This is a genomic window from Paracoccus sp. R86501, assembly GCF_042466435.1.
Lineage (GTDB): Bacteria > Pseudomonadota > Alphaproteobacteria > Rhodobacterales > Rhodobacteraceae > Paracoccus.
In genome coordinates, this window is the sequence record NZ_JAXHPZ010000001.1 from 338,247 (window position 1) to 360,085 (window position 21,839).

The following is a 21,839-nucleotide window of genomic DNA, read 5'->3' on the forward strand; positions in this document are numbered from 1 at the left end:
ATGTGCAAGTTCAAGTCGGCTGCGGGCCGCGTATCGACCGGCATCACGGGATCAGAGAAATAACTGATTCGCCCCGTGGTCGCAACGGACCGCAAGTTGGTGTCGGGCAGGTGACCCCGCCCATGGATTTGCGTGACAGCCTCAGTTGGCGGGCTGGTCGTCGGTCGTCGCCTCGGACGGCGCTTCTGCGGGTGCCGTTTCGGCAGCGGGCGGTGCCACGGGGGCTTCTGCCTCGGCTGCCGGTGCTTCCGCAGCCGGAGCGTCCGTCGCCGCTGCAGGTGCCTCGGCGTCCGGTGCCGGGGGCGTCAGCGGGTTGCCGCTGGTCGTTGGCGGAGGCGTATATGCGGGCAGCGTGGGCAGATTGCCCTCGGGCTGTTCCTGCGTTTCCGCGCCGCTGAACTGGTCCATGATCGAGCCGTTCGTGGCCTGGCGTGCCGCAAGGATGGTCAGGGCGATCGACGTGCAGAACAGCGCGACGCCAAAGATCCAGGTCAGGCGCGTCATCGCGTTCGCGGCCTGGCGGCCGGTCATGACGCCGCCACCGCCGCCACCACCACCGCCCATGCCCAGCCCGCCCCCTTCGGAACGTTGCAGCAGGACAACCCCGGCCAACAGGACTGCCAGGATCAGATGGACGGTCAGAATGACGTTTTCCACGGCTTTCGGCCTTTCATTTGCGGACGGGCCTATCTAGTCACCTCAGGGGATGATGGCAAGCAAGAGTGTCCCATGGTTGCGGTGATGATTCAGGGCACCGGCTCGAATGTCGGAAAGTCGTTGCTGGTCGCGGGGTTGTGCCGCGCCGCTCTGCGCCGGGGATTGTCCGTCGCGCCTTTCAAGCCGCAGAACATGTCCAATAATGCAGCCGTGACGGCGGATGGCGGTGAAATCGGCCGCGCGCAGGCCTTGCAGGCGCGGGCCTGCGGGCTGGACCCGATCACCGACATGAACCCCGTCCTGCTGAAGCCCGAAACCGATACCGGCGCGCAGGTGCTGTTGCACGGACGCCCCATCGCAAGGGCGCAGGCCCGCGATTACGCCGCGTTGAAGCCGCGCTTGCTGGAGGGGGTGCTGGACAGCTTTCACCGCCTGAGCGCCGCTCATGACCTGATCATCGTCGAAGGCGCAGGCAGCCCTGCCGAGGTGAACCTGCGCCCCCGCGACATCGCCAACATGGGCTTTGCCCGCGCCGCAGGGGTGCCGGTGGTGCTGACGGGCGATATCGACCGTGGCGGAGTTATCGCGCAGATCGTCGGAACGCAGGCGGTGATCGACGCGGATGACGCGGCCATGGTGCGCGGTTTCCTGATCAACAAGTTCCGTGGCGATCCGCGCCTGTTCGACAACGGCTACCGGATGATCACGGATCACACCGGCTGGCCCGGCTTCGGCGTCATCCCGTGGTTCGCGGGCGCCCATCGCCTGCCGGCCGAGGACGCGGTCGATCTGCGTGCCAGCCGCGGGCAGGGGTTGCATGTCGTCTGTCTGACCCTGTCGCGGATCGCCAATTTCGACGATCTGGACCCTTTGGCCGCCGAACCGGGCGTGCGGCTGACCATGCTGGGGCCGGGCCGGCCCATTCCCGGCGATGCCGACCTGGTCATCATTCCGGGCACGAAATCGACCATCGGCGATCTGGCCTTCTTGCGGGCGCAGGGCTGGGATGTGGATCTGGCGGCGCATCGGAGGCGTGGTGGCCATGTGCTGGGCATTTGCGGTGGCTTCCAGATGCTGGGGCAGATGATCGCCGATCTATCGGGCCGCGATGGGGCGGCGGGGCAGGTCGATGGGCTGGGGATGCTGGAGGTGCAGACCGTTATGGCACCGGACAAGCGTGTGGTGCAGGTCAGCGGTCAGGCGCTTGGGCAGCCGGTATCGGGATATGAGATCCACATGGGCCGCACCACCGGCCCCGATTGCACGCGGCCCTTCGGCATGATGCCGGACCCCGACGGCGCGATCAGCCCGGACGGTCGGGTGATGGGCAGCTATCTGCACGGGTTGTTTTCCGACGACCGCTTTCGCGCGGCGTTTCTTGCGCGGATGGGCGCGCCTTCGCAGCCGGGATATGAGGCAGGCGTCGATCAGGCGCTGGATGATCTGGCCAACCATCTGGAAACGCATATGGATGTGGCGGGGCTACTGGCGGTGGCGCGCTGACGTATGGCAGATGTGACCGCGCGGGTGCTGGACGAAGCGCCTGTCGCGCGTTACCTGATGGGGATGGAACATCAAAAGCCCCCATTGACCCTTTATCTGGCTGCGCCGCGCGGTTTTTGCGCCGGTGTGGACCGTGCCATCAAGATCGTGGAAATGGCGCTGCAGAAATGGGGCGCCCCCGTCTTTGTCCGGCACGAGATCGTCCACAACAAATTCGTCGTTGATTCGCTGAAAGCCAAAGGCGCGGTTTTCGTCGAGGAGCTGGACGACTGCCCGACCGACCGGCCCGTGATTTTCTCGGCCCATGGGGTGCCGAAATCGGTCCCGGCCGAGGCGCAGCGCCGCCAGATGGTCTATGTCGATGCGACTTGTCCGCTGGTCAGCAAGGTCCATGTCGAGGCGGAACGCCACCACGCCAACGGCCTGCAGATGGTGATGATCGGCCATGCCGGCCACCCCGAGGTGCTGGGCACCATGGGCCAACTGCCCGAGGGCGAGGTGATTCTGGTCGAGACCGAGGCCGATGTCGCCAACATTGCGCCGCGTGATCCCGAAAGCCTGGCCTTCATCACCCAGACCACCCTCTCGGTTGATGACACTGCCGCCATCGTCGCTGCGCTGAACGCACGTTTCCCCGCCATCGTGGGCCCCGCCAAGGAAGACATCTGTTACGCCACCACAAACCGTCAGGCGGCGGTCAAGGCGGTCGCGCCCAAGATCGACGCGCTGCTGGTGATCGGGGCCGAGAACTCCAGCAACTCGAAACGTCTGGTCGAGGTCGGACGCGCCGAGGGTTGCGCCTATTCCCAGCTGGTGATGCGCGCCGATCAGATCGACTGGCGCGCCATCGAAGGATCGCGCGCCGTCGGCGTCACCGCCGGCGCCAGCGCCCCCGAGGTTCTGGTCAACGAGGTCGTCGATGCCTTCCGCGCCCGCTTCGACGTGACGCTGGAAGTGGTCGAGACCGCCGTCGAAAACGTGGAATTCAAGGTGCCGCGCGTCTTGCGCGAACCCGCCTGACGCGCCCCAAGGGCCACACGAGGATCAGATGCAGCTTTATTCCATGCCCTCTTCGGGCAACAGCCTGAAGGTCCGCATCCTGCTGGCGCTGACCGGTGCAGCAGCCCGGATCGTCGATTGCGACTATGGGTCTGAGGCGCTGGCGCAGGCCAAGGCGGATGGCGTGCTGCCCTATGGCAAGGTTCCGGCGCTGGTGCTGGACGACGGTCAGGTGCTGGCCGAATTGAACGCCATCCTGTGGTATCTGGGCGAGGGCAGCGCCTTTGTCCCCGCCGATGCCGTAATCCGCGCGCAGATGCTGGGCTGGATGTTCTGGGAACAATACAACCACGAACCCGTCATCGCCGTGCGTCAGGCCTTGGTCAGCTATTCCCACCGTGCCGCCGATGCGACGCCCGAACGGTTGGCCGACCTGCTGGATCGTGGTCACGCCCTGTTGCAGGTCATGGAGGATCGACTGACCCATCACGACTGGCTGGCCGGCGATATGGTCAGCCTGGCCGACATTTGCCTCTATGGTTACACCTGCACCGCCGGATCGCGGGGCGGTTTCGACATGGACAGCTTCCCCGCCGTGGGTCGCTGGCTGGACCGCATCGCGGCCTTGCCGGGGGTGCTGGATGCCTGACCTGTTTGCATGGACCGACGGCGCCTGCAGCGGCAATCCCGGCCCCGGGGGTTGGGGCGTGTTGATGCGCGCCATGGATGGCGAAACCGTCGTCAAGGAACGCGAATTGGCCGGGGGCGAGGCTGCCACCACCAACAACCGGATGGAGCTGATGGCCGCCATCAGCGCGCTCGAGACCCTGACCCGTCCCAGCCAGATCGTGATCGTCACCGACAGCGCCTATGTGAAGAACGGCGTGACCCAATGGATCCACGGCTGGAAGCGCAACGGCTGGAAGACCGCCGATCGCAAGCCGGTCAAGAACGTCGAACTGTGGCAGCGGCTGGATGATGCGCAGAAAACCCATACTGTCGAATGGCGCTGGATCAAGGGCCATGCCGGACACGCTGAAAACGAACGTGCTGACGAATTGGCCCGTGGCGGCATGGCCCCCTTCAAATGACCCCCGAGGCTTTCGTCGCGGTGCTGGATTACTGGTCGGTGCTGATCTTCGCGATCACCGGCGCGCTGGTGGCCAGCCGGGCGCAGCTTGACCCCGTGGGCTTTGTCTTCATGGCGGCGCTGACGGCGGTGGGGGGCGGCACCTTGCGCGACCTGATCCTTGGGCGCGACATGGTCTTTTGGGTCGCGCAGCCCGCCTATGTGGTGATTGCGGCGGGGGCGGCGCTGGTCGTCTTCTGGACGGCGCATCTGTTCGAAAGCCGGTACAAATGGCTGATCTGGCTGGACAGCATCGCGCTGGCCGTGGCGGTGGCCGCAGGCGTCGGTGTCGCGATCGAGGGCGGCTTCGGCCCCGTCATCATCACCATCATGGGCGTCGTCACCGGCACCTTCGGCGGGCTGATGCGCGATGTCGTCGGCAACGAGGTCCCCTTGGTGCTGAAACAGGGCCAGCTGTATCTGACGGCGGCTTTCGGCGGCGCGGTGACGGCGGTCATCCTGATGTGGGCAGGACTTCCGCAGGGGCAGGCGCTTGTCGCCTGTTCCGTGGTGGTCTGGGTGCTGCGGGCGGGCAGCCTGCATTGGGGTTGGCAGCTGCCGGTCTATAAACCGCGCCCGCCGCGGATGCGCGGCTAGGGCCCTCTTGGCGACGGGCGGCGGGGCTGGTATCGGGTGCGCTCCGGTCGCAGCCCACCCGGTCAAAACAGGAGCCATCAGATGAGCCATTATACCGACGCGCTGACCCAGCTTGGCGCCAATACCACCCAACCGCAAAACCCCGAAGAGGCCGTGCTGGAACGGGTTCCGAACCCGCAGCCCGGCACGCTTTACGCGGTGCGCTTCACCCAGCCCGAGTTCACCAGCCTCTGTCCGATCACTGGCCAGCCCGATTTCGCGCATCTGGTCATCGACTATGTCCCCGGCGACTGGCTGGTCGAATCAAAGTCACTTAAGCTGTTCCTTGGCAGCTTCCGCAACCACGGCGCCTTCCACGAGGATTGCACCGTCGGCATCGGCAAGCGCATCGCCGAGCTGCTTGACCCGCAATGGCTGCGCATCGGCGGATACTGGTATCCGCGCGGTGGCATGCCGATCGACGTCTTCTGGCAGACGGGGGCCGCACCTGAAGGGCTGTGGCTGCCCGATCAGGGCGTGCCGACCTATCGCGGGCGCGGCTAACCCCGCCAGGATCGCCAGATCAGCGACAGCGTATCGGCGACATCGCCAAGCCGCGCGACCAGATGTTCCGGCGCGGGTGCGTCGCTGTCGCCCTGCGCGTCCAGCCGCGCCATCAGGCGCGACAGGCGACGGCGATGGATGCCCGTCATCCTCTGGACCGGATCGGCGATGACGCCCGCAAAGGTCGTGACCACCGACCCGATCAGCGCCAGCACCACGCCCGTCGCGATGACATACAGCGGCGACAATTCGACCGGGAAGGCCCAGTACCACGCGCGGCCCAAGGTCTCGCCAAGAGCGAAATCGCGCAGGGCGGCCCCGTGGGCGCGCATCTGCGCCATGGGACCGGCCAGCGATATAAGCCCCGGCGTCGCGCGTTGGAACAGGACGAAGCCCGAGATCAGGACGATCAGCGACGTGGTGATCTCGGCCACGGCGTTGCGGGTCTCGACATGGGCACGCAGGGCGCGGTCGATCTGCGCAGGCCCGGCATCCGGCCCCAGCCCCTGCGCCTGCAGATCCGCGATCAGGGCGGTCAAGTCACGGTGAATCTGCGCCGACATGTCCGAGCGCAGGAAGATCCGCCACCCGCCGATCCGCGCCCCCGCCCGCCGCGCGCCAATGCGCGTCAGCAGCGCCGCCACGATCTGCAGGATCAGCGCCACGGGTGCCAGCATCACGTTCACCGGCGCACGCAGCAGGTCCGCGCCGAACGCATGGCGATGCAGCGCCAGCGTGCCCCGCAATCCATAGCGGCGGGCCACGAAACGGCGGAGTTGCGCATCGCGGCGCGTCAGGCGTGATCGCAGGGGGGCAGGGTGCATCTGGGCTCCGGTCGGTGGGGGCAGCTTAGCGTGCGGATGTAACAGTGACCAAGGCCAAGGTTCCACGCTTGCAGCGCCTTGCAGTGCTTCATATAGAGGGTGCCATGGAATTTCCGGCGTTCGGATATCGAATTAGCAGCCCGGTGGCGTGACCCTTCACGCTGCCGGGTCAGCCTTGTCCGAACATCTATCAAAGGAACGCCCCGATGGCCGCCGAAAACAGCGCCGATACCCCCGATTACCGCGACACCGTCTTCCTGCCCCAGACCGACTTCCCCATGCGGGCAGGTCTGCCGCAGCGCGAGCCCGAATGGCTGGACCGTTGGGCCCGCATCGGCATCTATGACCGGCTGCGCGAACGCGCGGAAGGTCGTGCGCCCTTCGTGCTGCATGACGGCCCCCCCTATGCCAACGGCCACCTGCATATCGGCCACGCGCTGAACAAGACCATCAAGGACATCATCGTGCGCAGTCACCAGATGATGGGCCGCGATGCACGCTATGTTCCGGGTTGGGATTGCCACGGTCTGCCCATCGAATGGAAGATCGAGGAAAAATACCGCAACGAGGGTCGCGACAAGGACGCCGTCGATGTGGTCGAATTCCGGCAGGAATGCCGCCGTTTCGCCGATGACTGGGTCTCCATCCAGCGCGACGAATTCAAGCGCCTTGGCATCACCGGCAAATGGGACGATCCCTATCTGACCATGGATTTCCACGCCGAGGCGGTTATTGCCGGCGAATTCATGAAGCTGCTGATGAACGGCAGTCTGTATCAGGGTTCCAAGCCCGTGATGTGGTCGCCGGTCGAAAAAACCGCGCTGGCCGAGGCCGAGGTCGAATACCACGACCACACCAGCCACACGATCTGGGTGCGGTTCAAGCCGGTCGGCGATGCACTGCAAGGCGCATCTGTGGTGATCTGGACCACGACCCCTTGGACCATCCCGCAGAACCGCGCCGTCGCCTTCAACCCCGACATCGCCTATGGCCTGTATAAGGTCGGTGAGGTCGCCGAAAACGCCACCACCACCACCGGTGAACTGCTGGTTCTGGCCGATGCGCTAGCCGAGGGCGTGATGGCCTCGGCCAAGGTTCAGGACTGGACCCGCGTGGCCGACGTTCCCGCCTCTGAACTTGAGGGGGTCATGCTGGCGCATCCCTTCCGCGGCGTCGAAGGCGGACAGGGCGAATGGGATTACGACGTGCCGCTGCTGCCGGGCGATCACGTGACCGATGATGCGGGGACGGGCTTTGTTCATACCGCGCCCAGCCATGGCGATGACGACTATCAGCTGGGTCTGCGCTTCAAGCTGCCCATGACCTATAACGTCGAACCGGACGGCAGCTATCGCGCCGATCTGCCGCTGTTTGGTGGTCAGGCGATCATCGCACCTGATGGCAAGGACGGTCCCGCCAATGTCAGCGTGATCAAGCGGCTGGCATGGGCCGGTGGTTTGCTGGCCAAGGGTAAGGTCAAGCACAGCTATCCCCACAGCTGGCGGTCCAAAGCACCGCTGATCTATCGCAACACGGCGCAATGGTTCGCCGCAATCGACAAGCCGCTGGAAGACGGCATGGGCCAGAACGGCGATACCATCCGTGCGCGGGCGCTGACCAGCATCGACAAGCTGGTGAAATGGTGGCCGCAATCGGGTCGCAACCGCATCCATTCGATGGTCTCGAACCGTCCGGACTGGGTGCTGTCGCGTCAGCGGGCCTGGGGCGTTCCGCTGACCTGCTTCGTCAAGAAGGGTGTCCAGCCGACGGCCGAGGATTTCCTGCTGCGCGACGCGCGTCTGAACGACCGCATCATCGCTGCGTTCGAGGCGGACGGTGCCGATGTCTGGTATCGCGACGGGTTCAAGGCGCAGATGCTGGACGGCATCGCCAACCCCGACGACTATGATCAGGTCATGGATGTGCTGGACGTGTGGTTCGACAGCGGATCGACCCATGCCTTCGTGCTGCGCGACCGCAAGGATGGCGTGCCGGATGGTATTGCGGATGTCTATATGGAGGGCACCGACCAGCATCGCGGCTGGTTCCAGTCCTCTCTGCTGCAGGCATCGGCCACCAAGGGTCGAGCGCCTTATCGCAACGTGGTGACGCATGGTTTCACGCTGGACGAAAAGGGCATGAAAATGTCCAAATCGCTTGGCAACACCATCGTCCCAGCCAAGGTGATTGAACAATACGGCGCCGACATCCTGCGTCTGTGGGTGGCGCAGGCCGATTACACCGCCGACCAGCGGATCGGGCCGGAAATCCTGAAGGGCACCGCCGACAGCTATCGCCGCCTTCGCAACACGCTGCGCTTCCTGTTGGGCGCATTGTCGGAATTCGACGAATCCGAACGCGTGGCGCCGTCCGAGATGCCCGAGCTGGAGCAATGGGTCCTGCACCGTCTGGCGCAATTGGATCATCAGGTGCGCAGCGGCTATGACCAGTTCGACTTCCAGGGCGTGTTCCAGACGCTGTTCCAGTTCTGCACGCTGGAAATGTCGGCCTTCTATTTCGACATCCGCAAGGACGCGCTGTATTGCGACGCCGCCGACAGCCTGCGCCGCCGTGCGACGCGGACGGTTCTGGACCTGCTGTATCACCGCTTGGTGACCTGGCTGGCCCCGATCCTGCCCTTCACGATGGAGGACGTCTGGCTGTCGCGCTTCCCATCTGAAGACGACAGCATCCACCTGCACGACTTCGCGGTGACCCCTGCGGACTGGCTGAACGAACCGCTGGCTGCCAAATGGGACAGGGTTCGCCGTGCCCGCCGCGTCGTCACCGCCGCGCTGGAGGTCAAGCGGTCCGACAAGACCATCGGTGCCAGCCTTGAAGCGGCCCCCGTCGTCCATGTCGAAGACGCGGATACGCTGGCTGCGCTGAAAACGGTGGCTTTCGCCGATATCTGCATCACCTCGGACCTGTCGCTGACCAGCGATCCGGTCCCGTCCGAAGCCTTCCGCCTGTCCGAGGTTCCGGGCATCGGCGTGGTCTTCGAAACCGCCGATGGCGAAAAATGCCAGCGCTGCTGGAAAATCCTTCCGGATGTGGGCAAACATGCCCATCCGGGCGTTTGCGCCCGATGCGAGGAGGTTTTGACAGATGGTTGAGGAACACCGTTACCAGCCCGCGGGCGATCGGTATCAGGCGATGCAATATCGCCGCTGCGGTCGCTCGGGGTTGAAGCTGCCGGCGATCAGTCTGGGGCTGTGGCATAATTTCGGGCACGATACGCCCCATCAGACCAAGCGCGAGATTTGCCGCACGGCTTTCGATCTGGGCATTACGCATTTCGATCTGGCCAATAACTATGGCCCGCCCCCGGGCAGCGCCGAAGAGGCCTTCGGAGAGATCCTCCGCACCGATTTCGCCGGTTATCGCGACCAGCTGATCATCAGCAGCAAGGCGGGCTATGACATGTGGCCCGGCCCCTATGGCGAATGGGGAAGCCGCAAATCGCTGATCGCCAGCTGCGACCAGTCGCTGAAGCGGATGGGGCTGGATTACGTTAACATCTTCTATTCCCACCGTTTCGATCCCGACACGCCGTTGGAAGAAACCATGGGCGCGCTGGATCACATCGTGCGGTCGGGCAGGGCGCTTTATGTCGGCATCAGCAGCTATAACAGCCAGCGCACGCAGGAAGCCGCCGCGATCCTGAAGGATCTGGGCACGCCCTGCGTGATCCATCAGCCCAGCTACAACATGCTGAACCGTTGGGTGGAAAACGACGGCCTGCTAGACACGCTGGATGATCACGGCATCGGCAGCATCGTGTTCACGCCTCTGGCGCAGGGGATGCTGACGGGCAAATACCTGAAGGGCATCCCCAAGGACAGCCGTGCTGCGCAGGGCAAGTCGCTGTCGCCCGACTGGCTGAGCGATGACATGATCCAGCGCCTGAACGGCCTGAACGACATCGCGCAGGCGCGTGGGCAGTCGCTGGCGCAGATGGCCGTGGCATGGGTGCTGCGTGGCGGGCGCGTGACCAGCGCGCTGATCGGTGCTTCGCGCGCCGAACAGGTGCGTGACTGCGTCGGGGCGCTTGGCAATACCGCGTTCTCGGACGCCGAGATCGCGCAGATCGACGACCTGTCGGCCAAGGGTGACGTCAACATCTGGGCCCGGTCGTCGGAAGGCGCGGGCCAGTAGCACCCCTGCCGTCGGGTCAGCCCGGCGGCAGGATCAGATCAGCCACCAGCCGCGGCTTTTCAGCTGGTTGCGAATCACCTTTTCCTTCACCGGCTGCGGGCGATCGGCAAAGATGGGCTGGACCTTGGTCCGGCCCTTTTGCTGATAGACCAGCTTGCGCGCCGGTTCCCAGTCCCGCAGCACGCGTTTGATCGTCTTGTCGGCCACCGCATCTTCAAGCACGTCGATGGCATATTCATCAAAGCGCGCATAGAGCAGCGGCAGCTTGCGGTAGTGGTTGGTGATCGGGCCATCCAGCCCGTCCAGCGCCGGGCCCGGACGCCCGCCCCCCAAGCTGTGGATGACCAGAGGCAGCACCACCTGGTCCAGCCACGGGTCCATCGCCTGACAAGCCAGTTCGTCATTGGGATCGTCACGCAGCGCCAACGCCCATTCCAGATAGCGTTTGCCGAATTCGACGGGATCGGCCCCGAAGAACCAGCCCGCGTTGAAATACAGAAAACGTTCCCAATATTCGTCGGGCTGCGACAGGTCCAGCGTGCTGTCGAACTCGAGCCCGAAGCGGTCATATAGCGACCGCCAGATGCCCGCATAGCCCGGACCATAAAGCGGCGGCAGCGGCCACGTCCCTTCGCGGCGCATCGAGGCCGAGGGGCGCTTGAAGTCGAATTTCACCTGATCCAGCGGACCGGTGATCAGCGTATCGGTATCGAAGAAGATGAAGGGCTGATTGGCAGGCAGGATCTGCAGCGCCTCGATCTTGTTGCCCTGCGGATAGGATGCGCCGAAATGGGTCGCGGTGAAAGGCAGGATCTCGGCGTCGAAGCCGGTGATGATCTGGCGGCATTCATCCGTGATCAGCGTGTCATGGCCGGCCCATGCGCCCTCGGGGCGGGGTTCCGCGACGATGACGCGGCCGGTCCATCCAGGGGCCGCGACGCGCAGGCTGGCAAGAAAGATGATGGCTTCGTACTGCAGGCGACCGGCCTGGCCGATGATCAACAGATTCGGTTGCTTTGTCTTGCGTGCTGACACCATTGACCCCGATCCCACTGACATTTGCCGAATGTTAGCCGCAGCCGATGCGAATCGAAAGCCCCACAGAAGACGCAACTTCAGGGAAATGCAGTAAATTCGGGAATGTCCGGGTGTCGCCTGCGTGGCAGGCAGTCAATCACCGACTTCCGTTCCCGTCACGGGAAGGCGAAAGTGGTGGGCGACCCTGGAATCGAACCAGGCGTGGGTCTCCCCGGCGGAGTTACAGTCCGCTGCCGCACCTTGCAGCACGTCGCCCGCCGATCGCTTTCGGCGTGGGGGGTGATTAGCTGCCCCGTTTCGGGGCGTCAAGCAGATTTCCGGGGCTTGCGTGATTGCGTCGTCCCGCGCACAGAGGGTTGGCATGAAAGGACACTGAAAATGGCCGATAAGACCGGAAATTCGAAAAAGCCCACCTGGGTCATCGACAAGGAACGCGCCCGTCGCGCTGCTGCGGCCGAGACCGTGTGGCTGTTCGGTCTGCACGCCGTTCGCGACGCGCTGGCCAACCCCGACCGCGTCAAGCTGCGACTGGTCGTGACGCAGAACGCGCTGGCCCGTCTTGGCGACCTGCATGGGATGGAACCCGAGGTCACGGATTTGCGCGTCTTCGACAAGGCGGTGCCGCTGTCGCCCGAAAGCGTGCATCAGGGCGCCGCGCTGGAGGTCAAGCCGTTGAAATGGGGCAGCCTGTCCGAGGTCGCGCTGCGCGAGGCGCCGGGCGAACGTCGTCCTCTGCTGGTGGCGCTGGACCGCGTGACCGATCCGCATAACATCGGGGCCATCCTGCGTTCTGCCGAGGTCTTCGGCGCGCGGGCGGTGATCGCACCGCACCGCCACTCGGCCCCCGAAACGGGCGCGCTGGCCAAGACCGCATCGGGCGCGCTGGAACGTCAGCCCTATCTGCGTGTCCCGAATCTGGCCGAGGCGCTGAGCCAACTGAAAGGGATGGGCTTCATTCTGGTCGGTCTGGATGGCACCGGCACCGAATCGCTGCCCAAGCTGATGGACGACCTGAAGGGCCGCGCCGTCTGTCTGGTGATGGGTGCCGAAGGTCCGGGCATGCGCGAACTGACGATGAAGACCTGCGATCACGTCGCGCGCATTCCCTTCGCTGCCGATTTCGGGTCGCTGAACGTGTCGAATGCGGCGGCTATCGGTCTTTATGCCGCCGGCGGTGCGTGAATATCACAACCCTGCGACGATTATGTCACGCGCGTTGAGAATCGGGCCGGGGGCTGTCACATAGGACCTGTTCCAGACAGCCCCCGGATTTACATGCGCCAGCTTGCTTCGATCATTGCCTTGACGATCCTGACGTCCCTTCCGGCTCAGGCCCAGGATTGGGCCTTGGGTGGGTTCGATCCGGTGGGATACGCCAATGCCGGTCGTGCCGTGCCGGGGCGCAGCGATATTGCGACCATGTGGCGGGGCAAGCTCTGGCATTTCGCCTCGGAAGAAAATCGCGCCCGCTTCGAGGCCGACCCGCGTAGCTTTGCGCCGGACTTTGATGGTATCTGCCCCGTGTCCCTGTCCGAAGGCGATCCGCGTCGTGGCGATCCGCGGTTCTTTGCGGTCATCAAGGGCCATCTGTATTTGCTGCAATCCGGTGCTGCCGAACGCAAGCTGCGTCAGGACACCGAAGCGGTGCTGGATCACGCCCGCGTCGCTTGGCACCGAGGCAACTGACGATTCGCTTTTGAATCACGACTTCGTGATATGGGTGGAACCAATCGGGGGTGATGCCCATTTACATCATAGAACATGGCCCCGGAACGGTCATGTTCAGATCACTGTCCCTCGTTCCGTGACTTGCGCTCGGCCACATACGTGGTCCGGGCGCCTTTTCTATGAGAGGATCGCTCAACTTTAGGGTGTATTATTAGGGAGGGTGTCATGGACATGCAGCAGTTGGAAGACCGCGATATCGAGTGGATTGCCCGAAATGTTGACGTGATCGCGGTGGTCGGCCTGTCCCCGAACGAAGCACGACCCAGTTGGGGTGTGGCGCGTTACCTGCAGGCCAAGGGCAAGACGATCATTCCGGTCAACCCGGGGCATGCGGGCAAGACCATTCTGGATCGTCCCGTCTATGCCAGCCTGTCGGATATTCCCAAGGACGCCGGCGTTCAGATGGTCGATATATTCCGCCAGTCGTCCGCCGTGGCCGGGATCGTCGATGAGGCGCTGGCGCATTTGCCTGATCTTAAGGTGATCTGGACGCAATTGGGGGTGCGCGACGATGTGGCGGCGGCAAAGGCCAGCGGGGCAGGGGTCACGGTCGTGCAGGACCATTGCCCCAAGATCGAATTTCCGCGCTTCCTGTGATGTTTGTCGCGCGATGGTGCGGTTCTGCTGTGATCGATGCGAAAACTGCCGGTTATCTGCTTGACGGCGCTGCGGGCAAATTCTAATCAGGCCCGACCGCAGGGGTATAGCTCAGTTGGTAGAGCATCGGTCTCCAAAACCGAGGGTCGTGGGTTCGAGTCCCTCTGCCCCTGCCAGGTCCTTCCGCCAAGACAGCCGCCGCCGACACGGTCGTCATGCAGGGTTGTCACGGCCGAACGGCTTCGTTACATCAGCGCCTGCACTTGCGAAGGAGCCTGTCGTGGCCAATCCCGTCCAGTTCATCAACCAGGTCCGTGCCGAGGCCGCCAAGATTTCGTGGCCGACCCGGCGTGAGGTCATCACGACGACGATCATGGTCATGATCTTCGCCTCGATCACCAGCCTGTTCTTCTTCCTGGTCGATCTGGCCGTGCGGACGGGACTGACCGAGGGTTTGCGACTGATCAGCGGCTGATCAGGGCTTGCAATTCGCGGTCAGGGGCGGTATCTGCCCACGACTGTCCGGAAGGCGGCGTGCTTGGGAAATCCGTGCGCGCCGATTTCAATTTTCCGGATGCAATTAGAATTCAAGGGGTTGCGCGATTTCGCGTGATTCCCCCGAGATGAACAGGGATCGATCGAGACATGGCAAAGCGTTGGTATTCGGTCAGTGTCCTCTCGAACTTCGAGAAGAAGGTGGCCGAGGCGATTCGTCAGGCCGTCGCCGAGAAGGGTCTGGAAGAACAGATCGACGAGGTGCTGGTCCCGACTGAAGAAGTGATCGAGATCCGTCGTGGCAAGAAGGTCACCTCTGAGCGTCGCTTCATGCCGGGCTATGTCCTGGTCCACATGGACATGATGGATCGGACCTATCATCTGGTGAACTCGATCAACCGCGTCACCGGCTTCCTTGGTGCTCAAGGCAAGCCGATGCCGATGCGGGACGACGAGGTCAACTCGATGATGAACCGCACCAGCGACGGCGAGGCCGCTGCGCCGCGCAACCTGATCCGCTTCGATGTGGGCGAACAGGTCAACGTCACCGACGGTCCCTTCGAGGGCTTCTCGGGGATGGTCGAGGAAGTGGACGAGATTTCGTCGCGTGTGAAAGTCACCGTGTCGATCTTTGGCCGGCCCACGCCGGTCGAACTGGAATTCACGCAGGTTTCCAAAACCTCGTGATTGGTCGCGGGAGGCGCTAGCCGCACCGCTAAGTCAAGGCCTGCACCTGCGGGCATGATGATGAAGGAGAGGCCACATGGCCAAGAAAGTTGTCGGGCAGCTGAAGCTGCAGATCAAGGCGGGCCAAGCTAACCCGTCGCCCCCCGTCGGTCCCGCACTGGGCCAGCGCGGTATCAACATCATGGAATTCTGCAAGGCGTTCAACGCCAAGACGCAGGAAATGGAAGCGGGCTCGCCCGTTCCCGTCGTGATCACCTATTACGCCGACAAGTCGTTCACTTTCGTGACCAAGACGCCGCCGGCATCCTTCCTGCTGAAGCGCGCCGCTGGCCTCAAGCCCGTCGGCAAGCGCAACCGCGCACGCGGTTCGGAAAAGCCCGGTCGCATGAACGCAGGTTCGGTCACGGTCAAGCAGGTCCGCGAGATCGCTGAAGCCAAGATGGCCGATCTGTCGGCAAATGATGTCGATCAGGCCATGAAGATCATCGTCGGCTCGGCCCGTTCGATCGGTATCGAGGTGAAAGGCTAAGTCATGGCAAAGTTTTCGAAAAAGAAAGTTGCAGCCCGCGCTGCCTTTGAAGGCAAGTCCAACCTGACCGTCGAAGACGCCGTCAAGCTGGTCAAGTCGGCCGCGACCGCCAAGTTCGACGAAACCGTCGAGATCGCGCTGAACCTGGGCGTCGATCCGCGTCACGCAGACCAGATGGTCCGCGGCGTGGTGACCCTGCCCGCAGGCACCGGCAAGGACGTTCGCGTCGCCGTTTTCGCACGTGGTCCCAAGGCTGACGAAGCCAAGGCGGCCGGTGCCGAGATCGTTGGCGCCGAAGACCTGATGGAAGCCATCCAGGCCGGCAAGATCGACTTCGACCGTTGCATCGCGACGCCGGACATGATGCCGCTGGTCGGTCGTCTGGGCAAGATCCTGGGCCCGCGCAACCTGATGCCGAACCCCAAGGTCGGCACGGTGACGATGGACGTGAAATCGGCCGTCGAAGCTGCCAAGGGCGGCGAAGTGCAGTTCAAGGCTGAAAAAGCCGGTGTGGTTCACGCCGGTATCGGCAAGGTCTCGTTCGACGAGGACAAGCTGGCCCAGAACCTGCGCGCATTCGTCGATGCCGTCAGCAAGGCGAAGCCCACTGGCGCGAAAGGGACTTATATGCAAAAAGTCTCGATCAGCTCGACCATGGGCCCGGGCGTTTCGGTGGATGTCGCTTCGGCAGCCGCCAACTGAGTTTTCGGATGCGCCCGAGGCGCATCCCACAAGTTTCCTGACCTTCGGGTCGGGAATGGCGGGGCTGCCAAGGCCGCCCCGTCCTGTCCGAGACGGAGGGTGCAGGCAACCGCCTGCTTAATGTCCTTCCTGAGACGGGGAAGCATTTTTCCGAAGGCCAGTCCTTCGGGCGATCTTGCCCCGATGCGGACCCGACCTGTTGCCCGGTTCCGGGCGCAGGAAAGTGAGAGCCGGGGGGAAACCCCCAACTTGGAGTGAAACCGTGGATAGAGCACAAAAAGAACAGGTGGTCGACGAGCTCGGCCAGATCTTTGAAAGCTCTGGCGTCGTAGTGGTTGCCCACTACGAGGGGATGACGGTTGCACATATGCAGGACCTCCGCGCACGCATGCGTGAAGCTGGTGGTTCCGTTCGCGTTGCCAAGAACAAGCTCGCCAAGATCGCCCTTGAAGGTAAGCCTTGCGCAAGCATCGCCGACTACCTGACGGGCATGACCGTGATCACCTTCTCGGAAGATCCCGTGGCTGCTGCCCGGATCGCCGACAAGTACGCCAAGGACAACGAACGTTTCGTGATCCTTGGTGGTGCTATGGGTGACTCGGCCCTGGATCCTGCCGGTGTGAAAGCCGTCGCCCAGATGCCGTCGCGTGAAGAGCTTATCGCTCAGATCGCATCGTGCATCGGTGCGCCTGCTTCGAACATCGCTGGTGCCATTGGCGCGCCTGCTTCGAACATCGCGAGCATCCTCACGACTCTGGAAGAGCGTGAGGCTGCGTAAGCAACCCATTCCCCGACTAGTGGTTTTAAACCCGACGTTGGAACACTAACTGGAAAGAACGGAAAAATGGCTGATCTTAAGAAACTTGCCGAAGACATCGTGGGCCTGACCCTGCTGGAAGCCCAGGAACTGAAGACCATCCTGAAGGATGAGTACGGCATCGAGCCGGCTGCCGGTGGCGCCGTCATGATGGCTGGTCCCGCTGCTGCTGGCGAAGCTGCAGAAGAAAAGACCGAATTCGACGTCGTTCTGACCGACGCCGGCGCGAGCAAGATCAACGTGATCAAAGAAGTTCGCGGCATCACCGGTCTTGGCCTGAAAGAAGCCAAGGATCTGGTCGAAGCTGGCGGCAAGGTCAAAGAAGGCGCTTCGAAAGCCGAAGCCGAAGAAATCAAGGCAAAGCTGGAAGCAGCTGGCGCCAAGATCGAACTCAAGTAATCGGTCGCAAGATCGGTTTGAGACAGGCAGGGTCCGGGTTTTCCCGGTCCCTGCCGAACCTGTCTTGAAGGACGGTTTGGGCATCAGGCCTGACAGACCCTCCTTCAGGGCATGTTCGAGGTTCGGGAGTCGCGCGGTGGGACGGGCGGCATGAATGGAACCTCACCCCTGCATTCGTAGGCCGTATTCCGGGGGCCCCGACCCGGAACGCGCGCGAAGACGAAAGGTGACAAGACCCCATGGCGCAAGCTTATGTCGGCCAAAAGCGTATCCGGCGCTACTATGGCAACATCCGTGAAGTTCTGGAGATGCCGAACCTGATCGAGGTTCAGAAATCCTCGTATGATCTGTTCCTGAATTCGGGCGAAGGCACCGGCCACAATGATGGCGACGGGATCCAGGGCGTGTTCCAGTCGGTGTTCCCGATCAAGGACTTCAACGAGACCGCAACGCTGGAATTCGTGAAATACGAGCTTGAGCACCCCAAATACGACGTGGACGAGTGCCAGCAGCGCGACATGACCTATGCCGCTCCGCTGAAGGTTACCCTGCGTCTGATCGTGTTTGATGTCGATGAAAACACCGGGGCCAAATCGGTCAAGGACATCAAGGAACAGGACGTCTTCATGGGCGACATGCCCCTGATGACCCAGAACGGTACCTTCGTCGTCAACGGCACCGAGCGTGTCGTCGTCAGCCAGATGCACCGTTCGCCGGGCGTGTTCTTCGACCACGACCGCGGCAAGACCCATTCTTCGGGCAAGCTGCTGTTCGCATGCCGGATCATTCCGTACCGCGGCAGCTGGCTGGACTTTGAATTCGACGCCAAGGACCTGGTCTTTGCGCGCATCGACCGTCGCCGCAAGCTGCCGGTGACGACGCTTCTCTATGCCCTGGGCATGGATCAGGAAGCGATCATGGACAGCTTCTATGAAACGGTCAGCTATAACCTGCGCCGCGATGGCCGCGAGCAGGGCTGGGTCACCCGCTTCTTCCCCGAGCGGGTTCGTGGCACCCGTCCGGCCTTCGATCTGGTCAACGCCGACACCGGCGAGATCATCGCCAAGGCTGGCGAAAAGGTCACGCCGCGCACGGTCAAGAAGCTGCAGGAGACTGGCGAACAGCTGAACCTGCTGGTTCCCTTCGAGCGTATTGTCGGCCGCTTCGTCGCCAAGGACATCATCAACGAGACCACCGGCTTCATCTATGCCGAGGCCGGCGATGAGATCACCGCCGAATACGCCAAGGACGGCGAGATGAACGGTGGCCTGCTGAAGGTCCTGCTGGACAACGGCATCGAAGACGTCCCGGTTCTGGACATCGACCACGTCAACGTCGGTCCCTACATCCGCAACACCATGGCTGCGGACAAGAACATGAACCGCGAACAGGCGCTGATGGATATCTATCGCGTCATGCGTCCGGGCGAGCCCCCCACCGTGGAAGCCGCCTCGAAGCTGTTCGACAGCCTGTTCTTCGACAGCGAGCGTTACGACCTTTCGGCCGTCGGTCGCGTCAAGATGAACATGCGCCTGAACCTTGATGCGCCCGATACGCAGCGCACCCTGCGTCACGCCGATATCGTTGCCTGCGTCCACGGTCTTGTGGAACTGCGTGACGGCAAGGGCGAGATCGACGACATCGACCACCTGGGCAACCGTCGTGTGCGTTCCGTCGGCGAACTGATGGAAAACCAGTATCGCGTCGGCCTGCTGCGCATGGAGCGTGCCATCCGCGAACGCATGTCCGGCGTCGAGATCGACACCGTCATGCCGCAGGATCTGATCAACGCGAAACCCGCAGCAGCGGCCGTTCGTGAATTCTTCGGCAGCAGCCAGCTGTCGCAGTTCATGGACCAGACCAACCCGCTGTCCGAAGTGACGCACAAGCGTCGCCTGTCGGCCCTTGGGCCGGGCGGTCTGACGCGTGAACGCGCAGGCTTCGAGGTTCGCGACGTTCACCCGACCCACTATGGCCGGATGTGCCCGATCGAAACACCGGAAGGTCAGAACATCGGTCTGATCAACAGCCTCGCGACCTTTGCGCGGGTCAACAAGTATGGCTTCATCGAAACCCCGTACCGCAAGGTGATCGAGGGCAAGGTGACCGACGACGTGGTCTATATGTCCGCGACCGAGGAAATGCGTCACACCGTGGCGCAGGCCAACGCGACCCTGGATGCCGAAGGCGGTTTCGTCGACGAGCTGATCAGCACCCGCCAGTCGGGCGACTTCATGTTGAACCCGGTTGATGCCATCGACCTGATCGACGTGTCGCCCAAGCAGTTGGTGTCGGTTGCCGCGGCACTGATCCCCTTCCTTGAAAACGACGACGCCAACCGCGCCCTGATGGGTTCGAACATGCAGCGTCAGGCCGTGCCGCTTCTGCGCGCCGAGGCTCCCTTCGTGGGCACCGGCATGGAAGCGACCGTGGCACGCGATTCCGGCGCCGCCATCATGGCGCGTCGTGGCGGCGTCATCGACCAGGTCGATGCGCAGCGTATCGTCGTGCGTGCGACCGAGAGCCTGGGTGCGGGCGATGCCGGCGTGGACATCTATCGTCTGCGCAAGTTCAAGCGTTCGAACCAATCCTCGACCATCAACCAGCGTCCGCTGGTGAAGGTGGGTGAAAAGGTCGTTGCCAACCAGGTCATCGCCGACGGTCCCTCGACCGATCAGGGTGAACTGGCCATTGGTCGGAACGTGGTCGTCGCGTTCATGCCGTGGAACGGCTACAACTATGAAGACTCGATTCTGATCAGCGAACGTATCCACCGCGACGACGTGTTCACCTCGATCCACATCGATGAATACGAAGTGGCGGCCCGCGACACCAAGCTGGGGCCGGAAGAGATCACGCGCGACATCCCGAACGTGGGCGAAGAAGCCCTGCGCAATCTGGATGAAGCCGGCATCGTCTATATCGGCGCCGAATGCGGTCCGGGCGACATTCTGGTGGGCAAGATCACCCCCAAGGGCGAAAGCCCGATGACGCCGGAAGAAAAGCTGCTGCGCGCCATCTTCGGTGAAAAAGCGTCCGACGTCCGTGATACCTCGCTGCGTCTGCCGCCGGGTGCCTATGGTACCATCGTCGAAGTCCGCGTCTTCAACCGTCACGGCGTCAACAAGGACGAACGTGCGCTGCAGATCGAGCGTGAAGAAGTAGAGCGTCTGGCACGTGACCGCGACGACGAACAGGGCATCCTGGATCGCAACGTCTATTCGCGTTTGAAGGCGCTGATCCTGGGCAAGGTTGCCGTCAAGGGGCCGAAAGGCGTCAAGGCGAACACCGAAGTCACCGAAGATCTGCTGGGCACGCTGAGCCGTGGTCAGTGGTGGCAGCTGGCCGTTGGCGAAGAAGACGTCGCAAAGGACGTCGAGGCGCTGAACCAGCAGTACGACGCCCAGAAGAAGCTGCTGGAAGCCCGCTTCGAGGATAAGGTCGAGAAAGTCCGTCAGGGCGATGATCTGCCCCCCGGCGTGATGAAGATGGTCAAGGTGTTCGTGGCCGTGAAGCGCAAGCTTCAGGCAGGCGACAAGATGGCCGGTCGTCACGGCAACAAGGGTGTCGTCTCCAAGGTCGTGGCCATGGAAGACATGCCGTTCCTGGCCGATGGTACCCCCGTCAACTTGGTGATGAACCCGCTTGGCGTGCCGTCGCGCATGAACGTGGGTCAGATCCTGGAAACCCACATGGGTTGGGCATCGCGCGGTCTTGGCATCAAGATCGACGAGGCGCTGGAGTCCTATCGCCGTGACGGCGACATGACCCCGGTCCGCGACGCGATGAAGAACGGCTATGGCGACGAACTTTATGCCTCGACCTTCGACGGGATGGAGGATGCTCAACTGCGCGAGCATGCCGATACCGTCCGGACGGGTGTGCCGATCGCGACGCCGGTCTTCGATGGCGCCAAGGAAGCCGACATCAACGATGCGCTGACGCGTGCCGGGTTCGATACCTCGGGGCAGTCGGTGGTGTTCGATGGCCGTACGGGCGAACAGTTCGCACGTCAGGTCACCGTCGGGATGAAATACATCCTGAAGCTGCACCACTTGGTCAACGACAAGATGCACGCCCGTTCGACGGGTCCGTACAGCCTTGTCACGCAGCAGCCTCTGGGCGGTAAGGCCCAGTTCGGTGGCCAGCGCTTGGGTGAGATGGAGGTCTGGGCACTCGAGGCCTATGGCGCCGCCTACACCTTGCAAGAAATGCTGACCGTGAAGTCGGATGACGTCGCAGGCCGCACCAAAGTCTATGAGTCCATCGTCAAGGGCGAAGACAACTTTGAAGCAGGCGTGCCGGAATCGTTCAACGTTCTGGTCAAGGAGGTCCGGGGTCTGGGCCTCAACATGGAACTCCTGGATGCGGAAGAAGAAGAGTGAGGGCGCAAGCCCCCACTCACCCTTCCCCCGTGCCCTTCATTAGGAATTGGAA

The 21,839-nt window shown here is 63.0% G+C and carries 21 protein-coding genes and 2 tRNA genes; 19 read left to right on the forward strand and 4 right to left on the reverse strand.

From position 1 onward, the window contains the following. Window positions 1-141: 141 nt before the first annotated feature. Window positions 142-657: a preprotein translocase subunit SecG gene (gene secG / locus SJY40_RS01770; RefSeq protein ID WP_378942038.1), complete on the reverse strand. Its 516-nt coding sequence runs from the start codon at window positions 655-657 to the stop codon at window positions 142-144. 72 nt (window positions 658-729) lie between these two features. On the opposite strand from secG, the gene SJY40_RS01775 reads away from it, so the two are divergent. The 6 genes from SJY40_RS01775 to queF all read left to right on the forward strand — a co-directional run bounded on the left by SJY40_RS01775 (window position 730) and on the right by queF (window position 5,428). Continuing rightward, complete coding sequence (locus SJY40_RS01775; RefSeq protein WP_378942040.1) at window positions 730-2,160, forward strand: cobyric acid synthase; 1,431 nt, start codon at window positions 730-732, stop codon at window positions 2,158-2,160. A gap of 63 nt (window positions 2,161-2,223) precedes the next feature. Then, entirely contained in the window at window positions 2,224-3,180 is a 957-nt protein-coding gene (gene ispH / locus SJY40_RS01780) for a 4-hydroxy-3-methylbut-2-enyl diphosphate reductase (RefSeq protein ID WP_378948229.1), read from the forward strand. A 28-nt stretch (window positions 3,181-3,208) separates the two neighbouring features. Continuing rightward, window positions 3,209-3,808 carry a glutathione S-transferase family protein gene (locus SJY40_RS01785; protein WP_378942042.1) on the forward strand — a complete coding sequence of 200 codons (600 nt, stop codon included), beginning with the start codon at window positions 3,209-3,211 and terminating at the stop codon, window positions 3,806-3,808. Next, window positions 3,801-4,250 (forward strand): ribonuclease HI, encoded by a 450-nt coding sequence (rnhA, locus tag SJY40_RS01790; RefSeq protein WP_378942044.1) that lies wholly within the window; start codon window positions 3,801-3,803, stop codon window positions 4,248-4,250. Before SJY40_RS01785 ends, rnhA begins: the two co-directional genes overlap by 8 nt. Next, window positions 4,247-4,885 carry a trimeric intracellular cation channel family protein gene (locus tag SJY40_RS01795; RefSeq protein WP_378942046.1) on the forward strand — a complete coding sequence of 213 codons (639 nt, stop codon included), beginning with the start codon at window positions 4,247-4,249 and terminating at the stop codon, window positions 4,883-4,885. Before rnhA ends, SJY40_RS01795 begins: the two co-directional genes overlap by 4 nt. Before the next feature lie 81 nt (window positions 4,886-4,966). Beyond that, complete coding sequence (queF, locus tag SJY40_RS01800; protein WP_378942048.1) at window positions 4,967-5,428, forward strand: preQ(1) synthase; 462 nt, start codon at window positions 4,967-4,969, stop codon at window positions 5,426-5,428. Here the strand turns inward: queF and SJY40_RS01805 are convergent. Then, window positions 5,425-6,252, reverse strand: coding sequence for a DUF6635 family protein (locus SJY40_RS01805; protein WP_378942050.1), 828 nt, complete (start codon window positions 6,250-6,252; stop codon window positions 5,425-5,427). The genes queF and SJY40_RS01805 overlap by 4 nt on opposite strands. A 206-nt stretch (window positions 6,253-6,458) precedes the next feature. Here SJY40_RS01805 and ileS point away from each other — a divergent pair, with 206 nt between their 5' ends. Both ileS and mgrA read left to right on the forward strand, forming a co-directional pair. Further along, a complete protein-coding gene (gene ileS, locus SJY40_RS01810; RefSeq protein WP_378942052.1) occupies window positions 6,459-9,368 on the forward strand; it encodes an isoleucine--tRNA ligase in 2,910 nt (969 codons plus the stop codon). Beyond that, window positions 9,361-10,410, forward strand: a complete 1,050-nt coding sequence (mgrA, locus tag SJY40_RS01815) for an L-glyceraldehyde 3-phosphate reductase (protein WP_378942054.1) — start codon at window positions 9,361-9,363, stop codon at window positions 10,408-10,410. Before ileS ends, mgrA begins: the two co-directional genes overlap by 8 nt. 33 nt (window positions 10,411-10,443) lie before the next feature. Here the strand turns inward: mgrA and SJY40_RS01820 are convergent, their stop codons facing one another. Then, a complete protein-coding gene (locus SJY40_RS01820) occupies window positions 10,444-11,412 on the reverse strand; it encodes a hypothetical protein (protein WP_378942057.1) in 969 nt (322 codons plus the stop codon). A 208-nt stretch (window positions 11,413-11,620) separates the two neighbouring features. Next, window positions 11,621-11,704, reverse strand: a tRNA-Tyr gene (locus SJY40_RS01825). Between the two features lie 122 nt (window positions 11,705-11,826). Between SJY40_RS01825 and rlmB the strand changes: the two genes are divergently transcribed. The 11 genes from rlmB (at window position 11,827) to rpoB (ending at window position 21,787) form a co-directional block, all read left to right on the forward strand. After that, complete coding sequence (rlmB, locus tag SJY40_RS01830) at window positions 11,827-12,630, forward strand: 23S rRNA (guanosine(2251)-2'-O)-methyltransferase RlmB (RefSeq protein ID WP_378942059.1); 804 nt, start codon at window positions 11,827-11,829, stop codon at window positions 12,628-12,630. A gap of 93 nt (window positions 12,631-12,723) precedes the next feature. After that, the gene (locus tag SJY40_RS01835; RefSeq protein ID WP_378942061.1) at window positions 12,724-13,134 is read left to right on the forward strand and encodes a YHS domain-containing (seleno)protein; all 411 of its coding nucleotides are present in this window, start codon (window positions 12,724-12,726) and stop codon (window positions 13,132-13,134) included. A 213-nt stretch (window positions 13,135-13,347) separates the two neighbouring features. Next, window positions 13,348-13,773, forward strand: coding sequence for a CoA-binding protein (locus SJY40_RS01840; protein ID WP_378948232.1), 426 nt, complete (start codon window positions 13,348-13,350; stop codon window positions 13,771-13,773). 100 nt (window positions 13,774-13,873) lie between these two features. Further along, a tRNA-Trp gene (locus SJY40_RS01845) sits at window positions 13,874-13,949 on the forward strand. Between the two features lie 104 nt (window positions 13,950-14,053). Beyond that, the gene (secE, locus tag SJY40_RS01850; protein ID WP_378942064.1) at window positions 14,054-14,248 is read left to right on the forward strand and encodes a preprotein translocase subunit SecE; all 195 of its coding nucleotides are present in this window, start codon (window positions 14,054-14,056) and stop codon (window positions 14,246-14,248) included. A gap of 170 nt (window positions 14,249-14,418) precedes the next feature. Further along, window positions 14,419-14,955 (forward strand): transcription termination/antitermination protein NusG, encoded by a 537-nt coding sequence (nusG, locus tag SJY40_RS01855; protein WP_378942066.1) that lies wholly within the window; start codon window positions 14,419-14,421, stop codon window positions 14,953-14,955. Between the two features lie 76 nt (window positions 14,956-15,031). Next, window positions 15,032-15,484 carry a 50S ribosomal protein L11 gene (gene rplK / locus SJY40_RS01860; protein ID WP_378942068.1) on the forward strand — a complete coding sequence of 151 codons (453 nt, stop codon included), beginning with the start codon at window positions 15,032-15,034 and terminating at the stop codon, window positions 15,482-15,484. A gap of 3 nt (window positions 15,485-15,487) precedes the next feature. After that, entirely contained in the window at window positions 15,488-16,186 is a 699-nt protein-coding gene (gene rplA / locus SJY40_RS01865) for a 50S ribosomal protein L1 (RefSeq protein ID WP_378942071.1), read from the forward strand. Window positions 16,187-16,448: 262 nt separating this feature from the next. After that, window positions 16,449-16,964, forward strand: a complete 516-nt coding sequence (rplJ, locus tag SJY40_RS01870) for a 50S ribosomal protein L10 (RefSeq protein WP_378942073.1) — start codon at window positions 16,449-16,451, stop codon at window positions 16,962-16,964. Between the two features lie 66 nt (window positions 16,965-17,030). Further along, entirely contained in the window at window positions 17,031-17,402 is a 372-nt protein-coding gene (gene rplL, locus SJY40_RS01875) for a 50S ribosomal protein L7/L12 (protein ID WP_378942076.1), read from the forward strand. A 239-nt stretch (window positions 17,403-17,641) separates the two neighbouring features. Beyond that, a complete protein-coding gene (gene rpoB, locus SJY40_RS01880) occupies window positions 17,642-21,787 on the forward strand; it encodes a DNA-directed RNA polymerase subunit beta (protein ID WP_378942078.1) in 4,146 nt (1,381 codons plus the stop codon). Window positions 21,788-21,839 lie beyond the last annotated feature (52 nt).